This window comes from Methylobacterium sp. WL19, from assembly GCF_008040005.1.
GTDB lineage: Bacteria > Pseudomonadota > Alphaproteobacteria > Rhizobiales > Beijerinckiaceae > Methylobacterium > Methylobacterium bullatum.
In genome coordinates this window covers 1-20,666 of record NZ_VRVC01000094.1, presented here as the reverse complement: position 1 = coordinate 20,666, position 20,666 = coordinate 1, and the positions used below count along the sequence as shown (strand labels likewise).

Genomic DNA, 20,666 nt, shown 5'->3' with positions numbered 1-20,666 from the left:
CCGCCTGATCGCGGTCCTCTTAGCCGGAGCACCGATGCCGGACGACCTCGTCGGCCGCCTCGCCGGGGCGGGCTTTGCCGGGGTGATGATCGACACCGCCACCAAGGACGGCCGGCGCCTCGGCGACCTCCTGCCCGCCCCTCGCCTCTCGGCCTTCACCGCCGACGCCCGCCTCCACGGCCTGCTCTCCGGCCTCGCGGGATCGCTGACGATCGCCGACATCGCCGTCCTCGCCGCGCACCGGCCGGACTATCTCGGCTTTCGTGGCGGCCTCTGCTTCGGCAGCGACCGGACGCGCGGCCTCGACGCGGAGCGCGTGGCCCTGGCTGCGCAGACTCTTCGCGGGCTCGACCGGCGGAACGCGGCGTGACGGGCGCGCCTCCCACCATCGTGAAGCTCGGCGGCAGCCTCGTCTCAGACGCGGCGCGGCTCGGACGCCTTCTCGGCGCACTGGCGGATGGCGGCGAGGGCCGCTGCGTCGTCGTGCCGGGCGGCGGCCCGTTCGCCGATGCGGTGCGTCAGGCCCAGGGGCGACTGGGCTTCTCGGACGCCCTCGCCCACCGCCTCGCCCTCGACGCCATGGGCCGGATGGCGGAGGTGCTTTCGGAGGGCGAGCCGCGCCTCGCCATCGTGCGCAGCGTGAGGGAGGCCCGCTCGGCCGAGGCGTCCGTCATCTGGGACCCTGTCGCGCTGAAAGACGGGCACGCTTCCATCCCCGAGACCTGGGACGTCACGTCGGACAGCCTCGCCCTCTGGCTCGCCACCGAACTCGGGGCACCCCGCTGCATCCTGGTGAAATCCATCGATCGCCCGGCGGGTGCGAGCCTGTCCGACCTCGTCCGGATGGGCGTGGTCGACGCGGCCTTTCCCGCCTTCGCCGCGTCCTACGCTGGCGAGATCGTGATCCGGGGTCCGGGCGCGGACATCGTAAGGGCCGCCGCGTGAGCACGCCCGAACATCTCGTCTTCATCACCGGCCGGATGGCGAAGTCGCGCCTGGAGAAGGTCGCCGCGACCCTGCCGGCCGAGCGCTTCGCCTGGAGCATCGCCGATGCGGGCGTGAAAGTGGCGGCCCTGATGACCGAGGAGATCATCCGCCGTCGCGTGACGATCCCAGAGGGCGCCACGCGCATCGTCCTGCCGGGCCGCTGCCGCGCCAATCCGGAGGCGTTGTCCGCCCATTTCGGCCTGCCGGTGGAGCGCGGGCCGGACGAGGTGGTGGACCTTCCGGCCTATCTCGGCCTCGCGGGACGCAACGTCGATCTCTCACGCCACGATCTGCGCATCTTCTCCGAGATCGTCGATGCCTCGAAGATGACGCCTGAGCAGATCCTGGCCAAGGGCCTCGACCTGGCGCGACGCGGCGCGGACGTGATCGATCTCGGCGGCCTGCCCGACACCGAGTTCCCGCATCTCGAAGAGTGCGTGCGCCTGCTGAAAGGGGCGGGGCTGAAGGTCAGCGTCGATTCCTTCTCCCTCGACGAGTTGACCCGCGGGGCGAAGGCCGGGGCCGACTTTCTCCTCAGCCTCAACGAGGAGACCCTGGACCTCGCCTTCGAGACCGATGCGGTGCCGGTCCTGGTGCCGATGCGGCCCGACGACCTGCCCTCCCTCGACCGCGCCATCGAGCGCATGGAGAAGGCCGGCCGGCCCTACATGGCCGACCCGATCCTGGAGCCGATCCATTTCGGCTTCGTCGAGTCGATCACGCGCTATCACGAGACGCGCAAGCGCTGGCCCGGCATCGACATGATGATGGGCACCGGCAACCTCACCGAACTCACCGAGGCCGACAGCCTCGGTGTCACCGCCCTCCTGGTCGGCATGTGCTCGGAACTGTCGATCCGCAACGTCCTAATCGTGCAGGTCTCCAACCACACGCGGCGCACGGTGGAGGAGCACGACGCCGCCCGCCGGGTGATGTTCGCCGCAAAGGCCGATACCGCCCTGCCCAAGGGCTACGGACGCCAATTGCTGGCCTTGCACGACAAGCGCCCCTTCGTGCAGACCCCGGAGGAGATCGCGGCCCAGGCGGCGGAGGTGCGCGACCCGAACTACCGCATCGCGGTGGCCGAGGACGGCATCCACGCCTTCAACCGCGACGTCCACACGATCGGCACCGATGCCATGGCGTTCTTTCCCGATCTCGACGTCGCCGCCGACGGGGCCCACGCCTTCTATCTCGGTGGCGAGCTGACCAAGGCCGAGACGGCCTGGCGCCTCGGCAAGCGCTACGTCCAGGACGAGCCCCTGCGCTGGGGCGTCGCCGCGGACGAGGAGGTCGAGGACACCACCGCCTTCAAGAAGGCCGGGCATACCAAGCATTCCGGCCCCGGCGGCGCGGAGCGCACCACCCGCGATGCGACGCCCGTGGAGGCCGATGCCGGCAAGCCCGAATTGGTGGAATCCGGCGAGGCCAAGTCCTCAGACACCGAGGCCACGGGCGACAGGGGCGCGCGCATCGTCTGCGGCAAGCTCGTTCCCGCCGGCGAGTCCTGATCCGATGCCGCTGATCCTCGAGACCATCGTCACCACCACCTCGCCCGCGGGCGACCTGCATCTCGTGCCCTTCGGCCTCATCCGCGAGGGCGAGGAGTGGGTGCTCGCCCCATTCCGGCCCTCGCCCACCATCCTCAACCTCGACGCCAACCCGGTCTTCGCCGCGTCGAGCCCGAGCGACGTGCGGGTGATCGCCGGCGCGGTCACCGGGCGGCGCGACTGGGCGACCCTGCCCTGCGATCGCATCCCGGGCCGGCGCCTCGCCGAGAGCTTCGGCCATGCCGAGTTCGAGGTGATCGCTGTGGAGGACGATGCGACGCGCCCGCTCTACCGTGCCCGCATGGTACACAGCGCCAGCCACATGCCGTTCTTCGGCTACAACCGCGCTCAAGCTGCGGTGCTGGAGGCGGCGATCCTGTCGACGCGCCTGCACATGCTGGAGCCGGACAAGATCCTCACGGAGATGCGCTACCACGCCATCGCGATATCCAAGACAGCCGGGCCCGCCGAGCGCGAGGCCTGGGACTGGATCGAGGACAAGGTCGCCGCCGCCCTCGGGCGCGGCGAGCCGGTTCTCGCACGAGCCCCCCAAGCACCCTAGACGGTGCGTTCCCGAGGAGACAGGGTTGATGAGATTCAAGACGCTGGCCGCCGTGGCGGCGCTCGCCACGGTATCCTTTGCGGCGCAGGCCCATGGCCCGACCCGCCAGAAGGTCTCCCAGACCATCGAGATCAACGCCCCGGCCGACAAGGTCTGGGCCGTGCTCGGAAATTTCCAGGATGCCAGCTGGATTCCGGTCGTCGAGAAGACCGAGGGCAAGGGCGGCAACGAGGTCAAGGCCACTCGCGTCCTGACCCTCAAGGGCGGCGCCACGGTCGAGGAAGAGCTCGCCAAGTACGACGCCGAGAAGAAGACCTACATGTACCGGATCACCAAGGTGGACGTGAAGACGCTGCCGGTGAACGACTATTCCTCGACCATCGAGGTCGAGGGCGACGGCGCCAAGACCAAGGTCACCTGGCGCGGCGCGTTCTACCGCGGCTACATGAACAACGATCCGCCGCCGGACCTGAACGACGACGCCTCCAAGGCGGCCGTCCTCGGCCTCTACAAGGCCGGCCTGGATAACGTGAAGGCCAAGGCCGAGAAGGGCTCTTGAGCCTGTTTTGCCCTAGGGCCTCGGATCCGGTGGCTCGCACCGGACCGAGTGGCGACGCGCTCCTCCCTCCCCCTTGTGGGGAGGGACCGAGGGTGGGGGTGGCTCTGCCGGCCTCGGCAGCAGGAGGGTCGCCCGACCACCCCCACCTCCAACTCCTCCCCACAAGGGGGAGGAGAGTGGCGCAGGTCGTCGGCCTGCTCCTTACGCTGTTCACCGCCCCCGCCCTCGCCGACGAGGCCCTGGTCACGGCGCAGGGGGCCAACATTCTCGCCGTGGTCGATCTCGACACGCAGGTCGTCACCGCCCAGATCCCGGTGGACGGGGCGCCGGCCGGCATCGCCCTGTCGCCCGATCGCAAGACCGCCTACGTCACCCGCCCCGAGGGCCACGGCCTCGCCATCGTCGATCTCGACGCCCGCGCGGTGACGGGCACGCTCGCCCTGCCCGGCGGCCCGCTCGGCGTCGCCGTCAATCCGAAATCCGGGGCGGTCTACGTGGCCGACTGGTACGGCAGCCGGATCTTCGTGGTCTCGGCCGACGGTTCCAGGATCGAGACCGAGATCCAGGTGGGCGCCTCGCCCTCGGGCATCGCGGTGACGCCGGACGGCGCCACGATCCTGGTGGCCAACCGCGAGGGCAATTCCGTCTCCCTGGTCGATGCGGCCACCGCCACCGAGACGGTGAAGATCCCGGTGGGCGAGCACCCGTTCGGCATCACCCTCGATGAGACCGGCACCCGCGCCTACACCGCCAACGTCATGTCGAACGACGTCTCCGTCATCGATGTGGCCGGACGGCGGGAATTCGGCCGGGTCACCACCGGCGAGCGGCCCTATGTGGTGGCGCTGACCGCCACGCGGGGCTTCGTCACCGACCAGTATTCGAACACCGTGACGGTGTTCAACCTGAAGACCCTCACCAACGTGGCGGCCATCGAGGTGGGCGACCATCCGGAAGGCATCGCCGCCTCCCGCGACGGCAGCCTTCTCTACGTGACCAACTGGGGCTCGAACACCCTGGGCGTCATCGACGCGACGACGCTCAAGGTGATCAAGGACATCCCGGTGCCGGACGGCCCACGCTCGTTCGGGGACTTTTTGCGGTAGGGGGCGCATCCCCGCCGGCGGCGCATTCACACATGTCGCGGGATGCGCCGCCCTACCCTCCTCCCCCTTGTGGGGAGGAGTTGGAGGTGGGGGTGGTCGGGCGACCCTCGGCTTACGGAGGCTGGCGGAGCCACCCCCACTCCTGACCTCTCCCCACAAGGGGGAGAGGGACGCAAGAGGGACGGACACCCGTCCTCCCTACGACACCAGCGACACCGCTCCGCTGCCATGCCGCTCGATCCGGCCGTCGAGTTCGAGTTCCAGCAGCGTCGTCTGGACGATGCGCACACTGAGTCCCGCCGCGCGGGCGAGGTCGTCGGTGCCGATGGGGGTCGGGCTGAGATAGGCGATGAGGCGGGCGCGGTCGTCGGCGGGTTCCGCCTCCTCGGGCTCCAGACCCTCGATCTCCTCCTCCGCCTCGGGGGCCGGGCCGCCGATCCCGTCGAGCTCGTCCCAGAAGATCGGCGCGTCGGCGAGGTCGGGCCGGTCGAGGGCGAGCTGGCCGGTCCCCTGTTCGAAATCCCCGCGCCCGATCAGCGGCGCGATGGCGGAGGTGACGTGCTCCACCTCCGAGACCAGGGTCGCGCCCTGGCGGATGAGGTCGTTGGTGCCCTCGGCGCGCGGGTCGAGGGGCGAGCCCGGCACGGCGAAGACCTCCCTGCCCTGTTCCAGGGCAAAGCGCGCGGTGATGAGCGAGCCCGAGCGGCGCGCGGCCTCCACCACCACGGTGCCGTAGGCGAGGCCGGAGATGATGCGGTTGCGCCGGGGAAAGTCCCGGCCGCGGGGCTCCCAGCCCATGGGCATCTCGGCCAGCACCGCGCCGCCGGCATCGAGAATGCCCTCCACCAGGGCCTCGTGGTTGGCCGGATAGATCCGGTCCTGGCCGCCGGCGAGCACCGCCACCGTCCCCGAGCCCAGGGAGGCCTTGTGCGCGCGGGCATCGATGCCGCGCGCCAGCCCTGAGACCACGACGAGGCCGGCCTCGCCGAGGCCCCGCGCCAGACGCTCGGTGAAGCCGAGGCCGGCGGCCGAGGCGTTGCGGGAGCCGACGATGGCGATGGCGGGCCGGGAAAGGATCGCCGCCTGACCCCGGATCGCGATCAGGGGCGGCGCCGAATCGGCGGCCTGGAGCAGCTTGGGGTAATCGTCCTCGCCCATGGCCACGAGGCGGGCCCCGATCCTGGCCGCGGCCTCCAATTCGGCTTCCGCCTGCGCCCGCGTCACCGGCACGACGCGCTTGGCCCCGCGCTTCGCGAGGTCCGGCAGGGCTTCCAGCGCCGCGCCGGCTCCGCCGAAGCGGTTGATCAGGGTCCGGAAGGTGCGCGGGCCGACACCCTCGGTGCGGATCAACCGGAGCCAGTCGAGGCGCTGGGCGGGGTTGAGTTGCATGCCCCGGACCTCCTTCGACGGACTATCGGGTCAGCCCTTCTGCCCGATCCGCCCCTCGGAGCCGTCGAGCAGTCGGCGGATGTTGGGAGCGTGCTTCCACCATAGCAGGATCGCGAGCACGAGGAAGAGCAGCGCAACCGCAGGCTGTCCCGCCGCCCACAGGACGATGGGTGTCGCGGCCGAGGCGGCGAGCGCGGCGAGCGACGAGTATTTCAACGTGAAGGCGAGGCCGAGCCAGATCGCCGCGAAGGCGGCGAGGCCGATGGGGCTGAAGGCGAGGAGCACGCCGAGGAAAGTGGCGACTCCTTTGCCCCCCTTGAACCCGAGCCAGACCGAGAAGAGGTGGCCGAGGAAGGCGCCGAGCCCCGCCGCCAGAGCGGCACCCTCGCCGAAGCGGGCGGCCACCAGCACGGCGAGGGTGCCCTTCAGCGCATCGCCGAGCAGGGTCGCGGCGGCGAGCCCCTTGCGGCCGGTGCGCAGCACGTTGGTGGCGCCGATATTCCCCGAGCCGATGGCGCGGACGTCGCCGAGGCCGGCGAACCGCGTGACGATCAGCCCGAACGGGACCGAGCCGGCGAGATAGCCGCCGGCCAGACTCGCGAGCAGGAGCGGCCAGCCGGCATCGAGCAGAAGGGTCACGCCGCCGCCTCCGTACCCTGCACCGCCCGGAAGACGATGCGCCCGCCGACCATGGTCAGGATCGCCGCCCCCTGTAGCCGCGCCTCGTCGAAGGGCGAGTTCTTGGAGCGCGACTTGAGGCGCCGCTTGTCGAGCACGTAGGGCAGGTCGGGGTCGATCAGCACCAGATCGGCCGGCGCGCCGACGGCGAGGCGCCCGGCCTCGCGCCGCAGGATCGCCGCCGGGGTGACGGTGAGGGCCTCCAGCAGGCGAGGCAGCGCCACGTCGCCGGTATGGACGAGGCGCAGCGCCGCGCCGAGCAGGGTCTCGATGCCGAGCGCCCCATCGGCGGCCTCGGCGAAGGGCAGGCGCTTGGTCTCGACATCCTGAGGATTGTGATCGGAGACGATGACGTCGATCACCCCCTCGTTCAGGGCTTCCACCAAGGCGAGGCGGTCGGTCTCGTGCCGCAACGGCGGCGAGAGCCGGCAGAAGGTGCGATAATGGCCGATATCGCCCTCGTTGAGGACGAGGTTGTTCACCGAGGCGCCGCAGGTCACGGGCAGGCCGTCGTGCTTGGCCCGCCGCACGATCTCCACCGAATCGGCACAGGAGATCATGGCGGCGTGGTAGCGGCCGCCGGTGAGGCGCACGAGGCGGATGTCGCGCTCCAGCATCACCGTCTCGGCCTCCCGCGGGATGCCGACGAGGCCCAGCCGCGAGGCCATCTCGCCCTCGTTCATCACGCCCTCGCCGACGAGGTCGGGCTCCTCCACGTGCTGCATCAGCAGGGCGTCGAAATCGCGGGCATAGGTGAGGGCGCGGCGCATCACCTGGGCGTTGCGAACGGCCTTGAGGCCATCGGTGAAGGCGACGGCTCCCGCCTCCTGCAGCAGGCCGAACTCGGTCATCTCCTGGCCGGCCAGCCCCTTGGTGATGGCGGCGGCGGGCAGGACGGTGACGCAGGCCGTGTCGCGGGCGCGGCGCAGGACGAAATCGACGATGGCCGGCCCGTCGATGACCGGGTTGGTGTCCGGCATGCAGACCAGGGTGGTGACCCCGCCCGCCGCCGCCGCCGCGCTGGCGCTGGCCAAAGTCTCGCGGTGCTCGGCGCCCGGCTCGCCGACGAAGGCGCGGAGATCCATGAGGCCGGGGCTCAGGACATGCCCGCCGCAATCGACGATCTCTGCGCCCTCGGGGGCAGCGGGTGACGCGCCCCAGGCGATGTCGGCGATGCGGCCGTCGCGGACGAGGACATGCCCCGGCCCCTCACGGCTCGTGGCCGGATCGAGGAGGCTGGCGTTCATCAAGAGGAGAGGTCGAGAGATCATGGTGCAGCGTTATCGTGTGTTGGGCAGTCTTGCACCATGGAGCTTTCCACTGGCCGGTCGCGATTCATCGTGCCGCTCGACGTCTGTTGATGGCCCAACCCATCCAGCAAATGAGCCCGAACTGCAAAGCTAATAGCATCGGGGCGACTATGTCGCCTGACAGATCGAAAGCGATCCCAAGCGCTATCAATGCAAGGGCGCCGATAAAACCGGTGGCCATCCCGCGGAACAAGATGGTTGCCAAGTTGGGCGTATCGGTGAACCACCGCTCCAGCCAAAACCAGACACTCAGCATGTCGTCGGGGTTTCGCAACCCTCTCCATGGGAACGCGGCGTATGCGAATCTCGCCTCAATCGGCGGCCTCGCACCGAAGCTGCGCGGTGCCCGCCTGGTAGCGCCGCAGGTCACCGGCGCGCATGTTCTTGTGGTCGGCGCAGCAGCCATTCGCCTTGTGCGGCTTGCAGAGCAGGCAGCCGGCACGGGCGCTCTTGGGGCGTTTCCTTTTGTGGTGCATGGCAGCCTCCTGGGGATGGGGTGAAGCGCATGTGCCGTCACGCTCACGCGTTCGGCAGATGCGTCGCGAGGGCTTCGAGGACCGCCATGCGGACGGCGACCCCCATCTCCACCTGCTCGCGGATCAGGGATTGCGCCCCGTCGGCGATCTCTGACGAGATCTCGACGCCGCGGTTCATGGGTCCCGGATGCATCACCAGGGCGTCGGGCGCGGCCAGCGCCAGCTTCTCGGCATCGAGGCCGAAATAGCGGAAATACTCCTTCACCGAGGGGACGAAGGATCCGTTCATGCGCTCGCGCTGGAGCCGCAGCATCATCACGATGTCGCAGCCCTCGAGCCCCTTGCGCATGTCGGTGAAGACCTCGACGCCGAAGCGCTCGATCCCGGTGGGGAGCAGCGTCGAGGGGCCGATGACCCGCACGCGGGCGCCCATGGCCTGGAGCAGGATGATGTTGGAGCGGGCGACGCGGCTGTGCAGGACGTCGCCGCAGATCGCGACCCTCAAGCCCTCGATCCTCCCCTTGTTGCGGCGGATGGTGAGCGCGTCGAGGAGGGCCTGGGTCGGGTGCTCGTGGGCGCCGTCGCCGGCATTGACCACCGAACAATCGACCTTACGGGCCAGGAGATGCACGGCGCCGGCGGAGTGGTGGCGCACGACGATGATGTCGGGCCGCATGGCGTTGAGGGTGGCGGCCGTGTCGATGAGGGTCTCGCCCTTCTTCACCGAGGACGAGGCCACCGACATGTTCATGACGTCGGCGCCGAGACGCTTGCCCGCGAGTTCGAACGAACTCTGGGTGCGCGTCGAAGGCTCGAAGAACAGGTTGATCTGCGTGCGGCCGCGCAGGGTGGTGCGCTTCTTCTCCACCTGGCGGGAGAGGGACACGGCATCCTCCGCCCGGTCGAGGAGGGCCTCGATATCGGGGCGCGACAGCCCCTCGATGCCGAGAAGGTGCCGATGGGGGAAGGAGGCGGGTGCGACGGTCATTCTGAGACCATGGCTATAGGGAGGCGGACGGGGAGCGGCAAGGAGCGATGGGCCGGGGACCGGTCGCTTGCTGCCGCGGCGTGACGGGGGCGTGTAACCTTTCCGCCCCGTGGCTCGTAGTCTCCTTTAGAATGCGCCCTCCGGCTGACTCAGATGGGCGCGATTCGTGATCGAGGCCGGAGTCCGCCCCTTGGCAGCCAGCACGACGAGACGGCCCGACGAACGGATCGAGACGATCCGCCGCCGCTGGATCTTCCGCCACCCCGCGGTGATTCGGGCCGCCCACTGGATCAACCTCGTCTGCCTCGCCGTGCTGCTGATGAGCGGGCTGCAGATATTCAACGCCCATCCGGCCCTGTACTGGGGCTCGGCCTCGACCTTCGACGCGCCGCTCCTCGCCGTCACGAACGACGAGACGGCGGAGGGCGCGGCGCGAGGAATCGTCAGGATCGGCGATCACACGGTCGACACGACCGGCTGGCTCGGCCTCTCCACCGCGCAGGGACAGGCCACGGGCCGGGCCTTCCCCGCCTGGATCACCCTGCCGGCACACCAGGACCTCGCCACCGGGCGCCGCTGGCACTTCCTGTTCGCCTGGGCCTTCTTCATCAATGGGCTGATCTATCTCATCTACGGCATCGAGAGCGGCCAGCTGCGCCGCCGGATCGTGCCCCAGAGAGACCAGATCCGGCATCTCGGCGGCTCGATCCGCGAGCACCTCACCCTGACCTTCCCGAAGGGCGAGGAGGCCCGGCGCTACAACACGCTGCAGAAACTGAGCTACTTCGTCGTCATCGTCCTCCTCCTGCCGATGATGCTGCTCACGGGCCTCGCCATGTCGCCGGGTTTCAACGCCGTGCTGCCCCTGCCCGCCCTGTTCGGCGGCCGGCAATCGGCCCGGACCGTCCACTTCATCGTCACGAACCTGCTCGTGCTGTTCACCCTCGTCCACGTGGCGCTCGTGCTGGTCTCGGGGGCCTGGAACAACCTGCGCGGCATGGTCACCGGCTGGTTCGTCATCGAGACCACCAAGACCTCCGATCCGGGCAAGACCTCCTATCCGGGCAAGACCTCCTATCCGGGGAAGGGCCGATGACGCGCGCTCCCAACCGTCGCGGCATCCTCACCGGCGTGGCCGGCCTGCTGGGTTCCGCCGTCCTCGGCGGCTGCGATCGCATCGCCGGCAGCGATTGGGGCCGGCGCACGCTGAAGCTCGGGGAGGATGCCAACCTGTTCGTGCAGCGCCTCCTGCTGACGCCGACCTCCCTCGCCCACGAGTTCGACGAGGGCGACATCTCGCCCCGGTTCAAGCCGAACGGGACGATCGACCCTCCGGACGACGGCTACAAGGCCCTGGTGCAGGCCGGATTCGCGACCTTCAGACTGAGAGTCGACGGCCTCGTCGAACAGCCGCAGGACCTGTCCCTCGCGGACCTGCGTGCCCTGCCCTCGCGGACCCAGATCACCCGGCACGATTGCGTCGAGGGGTGGAGCGCCATCGGCAAATGGACGGGCGTCCCGCTCGGCGAAGTCCTGACCCGGGCGAGGCTGAAGCCGAACGCACGCTACGTCGTGTTCCATTGCGCCGACACGATGGAGATGGCCGGTGGCGGTCTCGAGGGCGGGGACGTGGCGGAGATAGAGGCCGGCGATGGCGGTCCGAACGGCCGTCCGATCCGGTACTACGAGAGCATCGACCTCACCGACGCCTTCCACCCGCAGACGATCCTGGCCTACGACATGAACGGCAAGGCCCTGCCCGTCTCGAACGGCGCCCCCTTGCGCCTGCGGGTCGAGCGCCAGCTCGGCTACAAACACGCCAAATACGTCATGCGGATCGAGGTGGTGGAGCGCCTGTCCGGGATCGGCGACGGCCAGGGCGGCTACTGGGAGGATCGCGGCTACGAATGGTATGCGGGGATCTGACGGGTACCGCATCTTGCAACGGCACCGCCTCCTCCCGATTTGACAACCCCGCGCCCTTGACCCACTTGTCCCCCGCAAAGCGCCGGGCCGACCATGGTGCCAGGCCACGTTCGAAGTCTTGCACACAATCTGTGAGTCCCGGTGGGAGAAACCCCGCCGGCTGCGAGTCCCGGCGGCAGCTCGGGCGCTGACGAGAGGCTGATCCGCACATGAAAGTCGTCGTCGTCGAGTCGCCGGCCAAGGCCAAGACGATCAACAAGTATCTCGGCCGCGACTACGAGGTGCTCGCCTCGTTCGGCCATATCCGCGACCTTCCCGCCAAGGACGGTTCCGTCGACCCGGAGGCGGATTTCCGCATGCTCTGGGAGCTCGACGACCGCGGCTCGAAGCGCGTTTCGGAGATTGTCAGGGCACTCAAGGGCGCCGATGGCCTGATCCTCGCCACCGATCCGGATCGCGAGGGCGAGGCCATCTCCTGGCACGTGGTCGAGGCCCTCAACGCCCGCAAGGCGATCAAGGGCATGCCGATCGAGCGCGTGACCTTCAACGCCATCACCAAGGCGGCGGTGGACACCGCCATGCGCAATCCGCGCCAGATCGACCAGGCCCTGGTGGACGCCTATCTGGCGCGTCGCGCCCTGGATTATCTCGTCGGCTTCAACCTCTCGCCGGTACTCTGGCGCAAGCTGCCCGGAGCCCGTTCGGCCGGCCGCGTCCAGTCCGTGGCGCTGCGCCTCGTCTGCGAGCGCGAGGGCGAGATCGAGACGTTCAAGCCCCGCGAGTACTGGTCGCTGGTGGCGACCCTGGTGACCCAGGACGGCGCGGTGTTCGAGGCGCGTCTCGTGGGTGCCGACGGCAAGCGCATCCAGCGTCTCGATGTCGGCAACGGCGAGGACGCCGCCGCGTTCAAGCGCGACCTCGAACTCGCCACGTTCCAGGTCGGCAGCGTCGAGGCCAAGCCCGCCAAGCGTCATCCGGCCCCGCCCTTCACCACCTCCACACTCCAGCAGGAGGCCTCGCGCAAGCTCGGGATGGCGCCGGCCCAGACCATGCGGGCGGCGCAGAAGCTCTACGAGGGTGTCGAGATCGGCGGTGAGACCGTGGGTCTGATCACCTACATGCGGACCGACGGCGTCGACATGGCCCCCGAGGCCATCGCCGACGCACGCCGCGTCATCGGCAAGGAATACGGCGAGCGCTACCTCCCCGACGTCCCGCGCCGCTACAGCGCCAAGGCCAAGAACGCGCAGGAGGCCCACGAGGCCGTGCGCCCCACGGACATGAGCCGGCTACCCAAATCCGTAGCCCGCTATGTGGATGCGGAGCAGGCCAAGCTCTACGACCTGATCTGGACCCGCACGGTGGCGAGCCAGATGGAATCGGCCGAGCTGGAGCGCACCACCGTCGACATCGTCGCCTCCGTCGGCCCTCGTAGGATCGAGCTGCGTGCCACCGGTCAGGTGGTGAAGTTCGACGGCTTCCTCACCCTCTACCAGGAGGGCAAGGACGACGAGGAGGACGAGGACGGCAAGCGCCTGCCGCCAATGAAGGCGGGCGACGCGCTCAAGCGCGAGCGTATCGTCTCGACCCAGCATTTCACCGAGCCGCCGCCGCGCTTCTCCGAGGCCAGCCTCGTGAAGCGGATGGAGGAACTCGGCATCGGCCGGCCCTCGACCTATGCCGCCGTGCTGCAGACCCTGCGCGACCGCGAATACGTTCGGATCGAGAAGAAGCGCCTGGTGGCCGAGGACAAGGGGCGCCTCGTCACCGGCTTCCTGGAAAGCTTCTTCAAGCGCTACGTCGAGTACGACTTCACCGCCGATCTCGAGACCCAGCTCGACCGGGTCTCCAACGCCGAGATCGACTGGCGCGAGGTGTTGCGCGATTTCTGGAAGGACTTCTCGGCCGCGATCTCCGGCACCAAGGAGCTCCGCGTCACCGAGGTACTCGATGCCCTGAACGACCTCCTCGGGGCGCATATCTTCCCCGAGAAGGCGGACGGCTCGAACCCGCGCACCTGCCCGACCTGCGGCAGCGGTCAGCTCTCGCTGAAGCTCGGCAAGTTCGGTGCCTTCGTCGGTTGCTCGAACTATCCCGAGTGCAAGTATACCCGCCAGCTCGCGGCCAACGCCGTTGAGGGCGAGGGCGACGGCACCTCCGGCGGCGGTCAGCCCGGCACGCGGGTGCTCGGCGACGATCCGGTCACCGGCATGTCCGTCACTTTGCGCGATGGGCGCTTCGGTCCCTTCGTCCAGCTCGGCGAAGCCTCCACCGACAAGGAAGCGCCCAAGCCCAAGCGTTCGTCCCTGCCGAAGGGATTGAGCCCCTCCGACGTCGATCTGGAAAAGGCGCTGCGTCTCCTCGCCCTCCCCCGCGAAGTGGCGAGGCACCCTGAGAGCGGCGAGCCGATCCTGGCCAATCTCGGCCGGTTCGGTCCTTACGTGCAGCATGGGAAGATGTACGCCAATCTCGGCCGCGACGACGACGTGCTGGAGATCGGCGCCAACCGCGCCATCGACCTCATCGTCGCCAAGGAGCAGGGCGGCGGACGCCGTGGCCCGGCCTCCGATCCCGGCCGGGCGCTCGGCAACCATCCCGAGACCGGCAAGGCCATCGTGGTGAAGTCGGGCAAGTACGGCCCCTACGTCACCGACGGCACCACCAACGCGACGCTGCCCAAAACGCTCGCCGCCGACGACATCGCCCTGCCCCAGGCGCTGGAGCTGATCGCCGCCCGCGAGGCGGCGGGCGGCGGCAAGAAGAAGGCCCCGGCCCGCAAGACGGCGACCAAGACCGCCGCCAAGGCGGGAACGGCGAAGGCTCCCGCAAAGAAGGCGGCGGGGACCAAGGCGGCAGCCGGGACGGCGGCGAAGAGCACGGCGACCGCTGCCAAGACGAGCACTCCCAAGACCACCACTCCCAAGACCACCACGGCAAAGAAGCCGGCGGCAAAGACGGCCGCACGCAAGAAGGCCTGATCCGTCGACTCGTCGAGGATCGGGTCGTCGCGGCTCTCTCCCCGCATGCGGGGAGAGAGGATGCGCTTTTACGAGCGACCGGGACAAGGACCGTTGAGCGTTATGGCCCTGGACGCCGGGGCGGATTGCGCTATCGCTCGCGCCCGAGGAAACGGCGAGACACGGGCGGCCCTACGCGATGCGCTCTCTGAAGGTCCGGTTCGCGCTGCTGCTCGGCGGCGCCGCGTTGCTGGTGATCCTGGCGGCGCTCGGGGTGCTGGGCTCCATCGGCGCGGCCGAGCGCACCATCGACCGGACGCTCGCGGCGCAGGCGCGGCTCGAACTCCTGGTGGAACTGTCCGGCCGCATGACCCAGTACGGCCTCGCCGCGCTGGAGACGGTGAGCAACCCGGACGCCCAACCTGAAGGGCTCGCCATCGCCCGCACCAATGTCGACCGGGCGCTTGTCGCCGTCGACGAGGCGCTGGGCAAGAGCATCGCCGTCAGCGACGATCCCCTCGACCGGATGCAGTACGCCGCGCGCACGCGGCCGCTGGCCCAGCTCCGCTCGGCCCGCGCCATCCTCGACCGGCAGGTCTCCCAGGTCCTGCGCCAATCCGAGGAGGATCAGCGGCGCAATTCCATCCGCGGCGCCCTGAACGGGTTCGGCGCCATGACCGGCCAGCCGCTCTCCTTCCTCATCGAGGTGGAGCGCCGCTCGATGATCGCGGGTTCGGACGAGGCGCGCCAGCTCTCAGCGACCCTGCGGATCGCGTCGCTCGCCGCCGTCATCCTGGCACTGGCCCTGGTCTTCGTCCTGTACCGGGCGGTGACCCGACCAACCTTGGCGCGGATCGAGGCGGTGCGCCAGGCGGCAGGTGCCGTCGGGCGCGGTGAGCTCGACACGCGCCTCTCGGTGGCGACGCGGGACGAGCTCGGCCTGCTGGTGGCGAATTTCAACCGCATGGCCGCACGCCTCGCCCGGCGCGAAGGGCGGCTCGCCGCCGACCGCGCCGCCCTCGAGGACACGGTGGAGGCGAGGACCACCGACCTGCGCGCCGCCAACGAGCGCCTGGAGGCGGTGGACCGCTCGCGTCGGCGCTTCTTCGCCGATGTCAGCCACGAGCTGCGCACGCCGCTCACCGTGATCCTCGGCGAATGCGACATCGCCGCCCGCTCGGCAGGCCGGGCGGGGGTCGATTACGCCCCGGTCTTCGCCACCATCCGCAAGCGGGCGCTGCGCCTGCAGCGCCGGGTCGAGGATCTGCTGCGGGTCGCGCGCTCCGAATCCGGCCAGATCGAGCTCGACCGGCGCGCCGCAAGCGCCCTCGCCATCCTCACCGACGCCGTGGACAGCGCCGCCTCCGAGGCGACGCGCCGGCGGGTGAGCCTCATCCTCGACCCCGCACCCCGCGACGCGACGCTTCTCGCCGACCGGGAATGGCTGCGGCAGGTGGTGGAGAGCCTGATCGACAACGCCCTGCGGCACGCCACGGGGCTGACACGGGTGGTGGTCGCACTCGCCGTCGACGAGGCGCGTTCGGCCACGATCACGGTGACGGATGACGGGGCTGGCTTTCCGGCGGCCGGTGCGGACCTGTTCGAACGCTTCCGGCGGGAAGGCCATTCGGGGGAATCGGGTTTCGGCATCGGCTTGGCACTGGCGCGCTGGGTGACGGAGCGCCATGATGGGGCGATCAACCTCGGGGCCGGCGAGGACGGGACGGGCGCGCGCGTGACGCTCGTCCTGCCCGTCCTCGACCTCGATCCCGAGGACGGACGAGAAACGAAGCGGAAGGACGGCGCCGCATGACGCGAGTGCTCATCGTCGAGGACGACAGCGACATCAGGGCCATGCTGGCGCGGGGCCTGGAGGCCGAAGGGTTCTCCGTGGGGGTGGCCGGCTGCGTCGACGACGCCCTCACCTCCGCCCGTGACGAGGCACCCGGTGCGGTCGTCCTCGACATCACCCTGCCCGACGGGTCGGGCCACGACGTCTGCCGCTCCCTGCGTGAGGGCGGCTATCCCGGCCCGATCCTGTTCCTCTCCGCCCGCGACGAGGTCCGCGACCGGGCCGAAGGCCTGGCGCTCGGGGCCGACGACTACATCGTCAAGCCCTTCGTTTTCGACGAGCTGCTGGCCCGCCTGCAGACGCACCTCCTGCGCCGCAAGGAATCGGACCAGCCGCGCACCATCGTCACCGCCGGAAAGCTCGTCCTCGATCTCAACATCCGGCAGGTCTCCCTCGGGGATGCGACCGCGCGCCTCACGCCCCGCGAATCGGAGTTGTTGGCCCTGTTGATGGACAAGGCCAACCAGCCGGTGTCGCGCGGGGACATCTTCGACAAGCTCTGGGCCGGCCAGGGCGGCCTGTCGCTGAATGTCGTCGACGTCTACGTGGGTTACCTGCGCACCAAGCTCTCGGATTTCGTCCGCTTCGGCGGTCCGGTCATCGTCACGGTGCGGGGGCGCGGCTTCATGCTCGACCTGCGGGGCCAAGATTTCCGCCATTGAGCGTGATGCGTTTTCTCGCCGTATCGCGGGACGATCCGGCAATTTATCGCTTGAAGAGTCCGGTGGAATTGTCGATATAGCTCCCGCGACAGAAATGACTGCGCCGTCAGTGTCTTAGGATCTCCTTAATACGAGATCCGGATGCTGCTGACGTCCAAGAAACATACCGAGGAGAAACACCATGACCTGGGCTGCCCCCGTCGTTTCCGAGATCTGTGTCGGCATGGAAGTCACCAGCTACGAGTCGGCTGAGATCGACACCTTCAACTGAGATATCGCGTCGCGCGTGAGGATCGAGGCAGCGCCGGTTCAGCCATGCATGTCGTGATCCTCGGCTCGGCCGCGGGCGGCGGCCTTCCCCAGTGGAATTGCCGCTGCCCCATCTGCTCGCTCGCCCGGGAGGATTCCTCCAGGGTGCGCCCACGAACCCAGTCGAGCATCGCCGTGTCGCCCGATGGCGAGCGGTGGCTCCTGGTGAACGCCTCCCCGGACATCCGGCAGCAACTCTTCGACAATCCGGCGATGCATCCGCAGGAGGGCCTGCGTCACTCGCCGATCCATGCCGTGCTCCTCACCAACGGCGATGTCGACCACGTGGCGGGGTTGCTGACCCTGCGCGAGGGCCAGCCCTACACACTCTACGCCACCTCCGGCATCCTCGATTCCGTCAACGCCAACCGGGTCTTCGACGTGATGGCGGCCGACGTGGTGACGCGCGAGAAGATCGCGCTCGAGCACGCGTTCGAACCGGTCCCCGGCCTCACCGTCACGCTGTTCGCGGTGCCGGGCAAGGTGCCGCTCTGGCTCGAGGACGAGACCATGGAGATCGGCGCCGAGACCGAGACGACGGTTGGCGCGATGATCGAGGCGAATGGGCGCCGCCTCGCTTACATTCCCGGCTGCGCGCGCGTCACGGACGGGCTGAAGCAACGCATCTCGGGCGTCGATGCGCTTCTGTTCGACGGGACGGTGCTCCTCGACGACGACATGATCCGCGCCGGGGTCGGCGTGAAGACCGGATGGCGCATGGGCCACGTGCCGATGACGGGACAGGGCGGATCGATCGCGGCGCTGGCCGAGGTGGAGATCGGCAGCCGGGTCTTCGTCCATATCAACAACACCAATCCGGTGCTGGTAGAGGGCTCCGCCGAACGGAGATCGGTGGAAGCCGAGGGCTGGACAGTGGCCCATGACGGGTTGACCCTGTCACTCTAGCCGAATGCACGGCTGGCATTTTAATGCCGCCGCCTTATATTGTGTCCAATGGGATTGTGCGTTCGTTATCCGTGGTCTTCACGGCTGTCGGCGCCATCTGTAAGAAAAGTTCCGACCGTCGCCCTTCGTCGAAACGCCGAGCCACGCCATGACCGCGCCCTTCCCCACGCCCAAGACCGACGCGTCCCAGCGCCTGCTCAGCCCCGAGGAACTCGAGACGGCGCTGCGCGACATCGGCGCACGGCGCTATCACAACCTGCATCCGTTCCATCGCCTGTTGCACGACGGCAAGCTGAACAAGGATCAGGTCCGGGCCTGGGCGCTCAACCGCTATTATTACCAGGCGATGATCCCGGTGAAGGACGCCGCCGTGCTCGCCCGCATGGAGGATGCGAGCCTGCGACGCGTGTGGCGCCAGCGCATCGTCGACCATGATGGCGACGCGCCCGGAGACGGCGGTATCGAGCGTTGGCTGAAACTCGCCGAGGGCGTCGGTTTCCGTCGCGACTACGTGGAATCGACGCAAGGGATCCTGTCGGCGACCCGCTTCTCGGTGGATGCCTACGTGCATTTCGTGAAGGAGCGCTCGCTGCTGGAGGCCATCGCCTCCTCGCTCACCGAGATGTTCTCACCGACGATCATCTCCGAGCGCGTGGCCGGAATGCTGAAGAACTACGATTTCATCACCAAGGACACGCTGGCCTATTTCGACAAGCGCCTGACCCAGGCCCCGCGCGATGCGGAATTCGCCATCGACTACGTCAAGCAGCACGCCACGACACCCGAACTGCAGCGTCAGGCCATGGCCGCGCTGACCTTCAAGTGTAACGTGCTCTGGACGCAGCTCGACGCGCTCTACTTCTCCTACGTGGCTCCGGGCATGACCCCGCCGGATGCCTGGACGCCCGGCACCGGCCTCGTCGCCGAAGTGGCGCAGGCGGCCGGCACCGGCACGGTCCGGTCGGGCGACGTGCCACGCCTGCCCCGTGGCGTGCGCCTGCGGCACGACGAGGTCCGCGGTCAGCATGTGCTGCTGGCGCCCGAGCGCACCTTCGACCTCGACGCCAATGCCGTGGCGGTCCTGTCGCTGGTCGATGGCCAGCGCAGCGTGCGGGACATTGCGGTGAAGCTCGCCGAGACCTTCACCGCCGACCCGGACGTGATCGAGGCCGACGTCCTGGCCATGCTCAACGACCTCGCCACGAAACGGGTTCTGGAGCGATGAACGCCATCACGCCGAATACCCCTACCCTGCCGGCTCCGGTCGGGCTCCTCGCGGAGCTGACCCATCGCTGTCCCCTGCGCTGTCCCTATTGCTCGAACCCGCTCGAACTCGACCGGCGCTCGGGCGAGCTGGACACGGCGACGTGGCAGCGGGTGCTGACGGAAGCGGCGGGTCTCGGCGTGCTGCATGTCCACCTCTCCGGCGGCGAGCCCACGGCCCGCAGCGACATCGTCGAGATCACCCAGACCTGCGCCAAGCTGGGCCTGTATTCCAATCTCATCACCTCGGGCGTCGGCGGCGCCCTGGCCAAGCTCGACGCCCTCTACGACGCGGGCCTCGACCACGTGCAGCTCTCGGTGCAAGGCGTCGACGCGGCCAACGCGGAGAAAATCGGCGGCCTGAAGAACGCTCAGCCGCAGAAATTCGCCTTTGCCGAACGCGTGACGCAGCTCGGCCTTCCGCTGACGCTGAATTCCGTGATCCATCGGGGCAATATCCATGAGGTCGAAGGCTTCATCGACTTGGCCGTCAAGCTCGGCGCCAAGCGCCTGGAGGTCGCCCATACCCAGTATTACGGCTGGGCCTATGTGAACCGCGCCGCCCTGATGCCGGACAAGGCCCAGGTCGATCAGTCGATCCGCATCGTCGAGGCGGCGCGCGAGCGGCTGAAGGGCCAGCTCGTCATCGATCTCGTCGTTCCCGACTACTACGCGAAATACCCCAAGGCCTGCGCCGGCGGCTGGGGCCGCAAGCTGATGAACGTGACGCCGGCCGGTAAGGTGCTCCCCTGCCACGCCGCCGAGACCATCAAGCATCTCGAATTCTGGTACGTCTCCGACCATTCGCTCGCCGATATCTGGGCGAACTCCCCGGCTTTCACCGCCTATCGCGGGACGGACTGGATGAAGGAGCCCTGCCGCTCCTGCGATCGGCGCGAGAAGGATTGGGGCGGCTGCCGCTGCCAGGCGCTGGCTCTGGCCGGCGATGCCGCGGCCACCGACCCGGCCTGCTCGCTTTCTCCGCTCCATGCGAAGGTGCGGGAACTCGCCACGGAAGAGGCGGCCGAGACGCCGCCCGATTATGTCTACCGGACGATCGGCAGCAACGTGGACCGCGCTGCGCCGCCGCCCCTGAAAGAGGATGCTCCCCTGTGAAGCCCGTTCTCGTCGCGTTCGCCCTGTCGTTTGCCGGTCTGCCCGCCCTGGCGCAGGGCACGCCCCCGGC

The 20,666-nt window shown here is 69.0% G+C and carries 21 protein-coding genes; 15 read left to right on the top strand and 6 right to left on the bottom strand.

What is annotated here, in order from left to right:
• From FV220_RS17600 to FV220_RS17575, 6 genes are all read left to right on the top strand, one after another.
• Nucleotides 1-370 (top strand): (5-formylfuran-3-yl)methyl phosphate synthase (locus tag FV220_RS17600; RefSeq protein ID WP_281406093.1); only part of this gene is annotated, 370 nt, incomplete at its 5' end.
• On the top strand, nt 367-945 hold the full coding sequence (locus FV220_RS17595; RefSeq protein WP_147832724.1) for a uridylate kinase: 579 nt from the start codon (nt 367-369) through the stop codon (nt 943-945). The genes FV220_RS17600 and FV220_RS17595, both read left to right, overlap by 4 nt.
• Nucleotides 942-2,498, top strand: coding sequence for a DUF6513 domain-containing protein (locus FV220_RS17590; protein ID WP_147832723.1), 1,557 nt, complete (start codon nt 942-944; stop codon nt 2,496-2,498). The genes FV220_RS17595 and FV220_RS17590 overlap by 4 nt, the downstream gene beginning before the upstream one ends.
• A gap of 4 nt (nt 2,499-2,502) precedes the next feature.
• Nucleotides 2,503-3,099, top strand: a complete 597-nt coding sequence (locus FV220_RS17585) for a DUF447 domain-containing protein (RefSeq protein WP_147832722.1) — start codon at nt 2,503-2,505, stop codon at nt 3,097-3,099.
• A 28-nt stretch (nt 3,100-3,127) separates the two neighbouring features.
• Nucleotides 3,128-3,658, top strand: coding sequence for an SRPBCC family protein (locus tag FV220_RS17580; protein ID WP_056149525.1), 531 nt, complete (start codon nt 3,128-3,130; stop codon nt 3,656-3,658).
• Nucleotides 3,659-3,834: 176 nt separating this feature from the next.
• Nucleotides 3,835-4,764 carry a beta-propeller fold lactonase family protein gene (locus tag FV220_RS17575; RefSeq protein ID WP_147832721.1) on the top strand — a complete coding sequence of 310 codons (930 nt, stop codon included), beginning with the start codon at nt 3,835-3,837 and terminating at the stop codon, nt 4,762-4,764.
• Between the two features lie 198 nt (nt 4,765-4,962).
• On the opposite strand, the gene dprA is transcribed toward FV220_RS17575, so the two are convergent.
• The 6 genes from dprA to FV220_RS17550 all read right to left on the bottom strand — a co-directional run bounded on the left by dprA (nt 4,963) and on the right by FV220_RS17550 (nt 9,605).
• A complete protein-coding gene (gene dprA, locus FV220_RS17570; protein WP_147832720.1) occupies nt 4,963-6,153 on the bottom strand; it encodes a DNA-processing protein DprA in 1,191 nt (396 codons plus the stop codon).
• A 30-nt stretch (nt 6,154-6,183) separates the two neighbouring features.
• The gene (gene plsY, locus FV220_RS17565; protein WP_147832719.1) at nt 6,184-6,792 is read right to left on the bottom strand and encodes a glycerol-3-phosphate 1-O-acyltransferase PlsY; all 609 of its coding nucleotides are present in this window, start codon (nt 6,790-6,792) and stop codon (nt 6,184-6,186) included.
• A complete protein-coding gene (locus FV220_RS17560; RefSeq protein WP_147832718.1) occupies nt 6,789-8,102 on the bottom strand; it encodes a dihydroorotase in 1,314 nt (437 codons plus the stop codon). The genes plsY and FV220_RS17560 overlap by 4 nt, the downstream gene beginning before the upstream one ends.
• Before the next feature lie 64 nt (nt 8,103-8,166).
• A complete protein-coding gene (locus FV220_RS17555; RefSeq protein WP_147832717.1) occupies nt 8,167-8,397 on the bottom strand; it encodes a hypothetical protein in 231 nt (76 codons plus the stop codon).
• 55 nt (nt 8,398-8,452) lie between these two features.
• Nucleotides 8,453-8,617 (bottom strand): hypothetical protein, encoded by a 165-nt coding sequence (locus FV220_RS25570; protein WP_156629686.1) that lies wholly within the window; start codon nt 8,615-8,617, stop codon nt 8,453-8,455.
• A gap of 43 nt (nt 8,618-8,660) precedes the next feature.
• A complete protein-coding gene (locus FV220_RS17550; protein WP_056149536.1) occupies nt 8,661-9,605 on the bottom strand; it encodes an aspartate carbamoyltransferase catalytic subunit in 945 nt (314 codons plus the stop codon).
• Between the two features lie 190 nt (nt 9,606-9,795).
• Here FV220_RS17550 and FV220_RS17545 point away from each other — a divergent pair, with 190 nt between their 5' ends.
• The 9 genes from FV220_RS17545 (at nt 9,796) to pqqE (ending at nt 20,596) form a co-directional block, all read left to right on the top strand.
• On the top strand, nt 9,796-10,701 hold the full coding sequence (locus FV220_RS17545; RefSeq protein ID WP_147832716.1) for a cytochrome b/b6 domain-containing protein: 906 nt from the start codon (nt 9,796-9,798) through the stop codon (nt 10,699-10,701).
• Nucleotides 10,698-11,531, top strand: a complete 834-nt coding sequence (locus tag FV220_RS17540; RefSeq protein ID WP_147832715.1) for a molybdopterin-binding protein — start codon at nt 10,698-10,700, stop codon at nt 11,529-11,531. Before FV220_RS17545 ends, FV220_RS17540 begins: the two co-directional genes overlap by 4 nt.
• 209 nt (nt 11,532-11,740) lie before the next feature.
• Complete coding sequence (gene topA / locus FV220_RS17535; RefSeq protein WP_147832714.1) at nt 11,741-14,509, top strand: type I DNA topoisomerase; 2,769 nt, start codon at nt 11,741-11,743, stop codon at nt 14,507-14,509.
• A gap of 178 nt (nt 14,510-14,687) precedes the next feature.
• Nucleotides 14,688-16,301 (top strand): HAMP domain-containing sensor histidine kinase, encoded by a 1,614-nt coding sequence (locus FV220_RS17530; protein ID WP_147832713.1) that lies wholly within the window; start codon nt 14,688-14,690, stop codon nt 16,299-16,301.
• Nucleotides 16,298-17,002, top strand: coding sequence for a response regulator transcription factor (locus tag FV220_RS17525; protein WP_018043603.1), 705 nt, complete (start codon nt 16,298-16,300; stop codon nt 17,000-17,002). The genes FV220_RS17530 and FV220_RS17525 overlap by 4 nt, the downstream gene beginning before the upstream one ends.
• A 181-nt stretch (nt 17,003-17,183) precedes the next feature.
• Nucleotides 17,184-17,273, top strand: a complete 90-nt coding sequence (gene pqqA / locus FV220_RS17520; RefSeq protein ID WP_018043604.1) for a pyrroloquinoline quinone precursor peptide PqqA — start codon at nt 17,184-17,186, stop codon at nt 17,271-17,273.
• A 44-nt stretch (nt 17,274-17,317) separates the two neighbouring features.
• On the top strand, nt 17,318-18,217 hold the full coding sequence (gene pqqB, locus FV220_RS17515) for a pyrroloquinoline quinone biosynthesis protein PqqB (protein ID WP_147832712.1): 900 nt from the start codon (nt 17,318-17,320) through the stop codon (nt 18,215-18,217).
• Between the two features lie 148 nt (nt 18,218-18,365).
• Nucleotides 18,366-19,442, top strand: a complete 1,077-nt coding sequence (pqqC, locus tag FV220_RS17510; RefSeq protein ID WP_018043606.1) for a pyrroloquinoline-quinone synthase PqqC — start codon at nt 18,366-18,368, stop codon at nt 19,440-19,442.
• Nucleotides 19,439-20,596: a pyrroloquinoline quinone biosynthesis protein PqqE gene (pqqE, locus tag FV220_RS17505; protein ID WP_147832711.1), complete on the top strand. Its 1,158-nt coding sequence runs from the start codon at nt 19,439-19,441 to the stop codon at nt 20,594-20,596. The genes pqqC and pqqE overlap by 4 nt, the downstream gene beginning before the upstream one ends.
• The last annotated feature ends 70 nt before the right edge of the window (nt 20,597-20,666 follow it).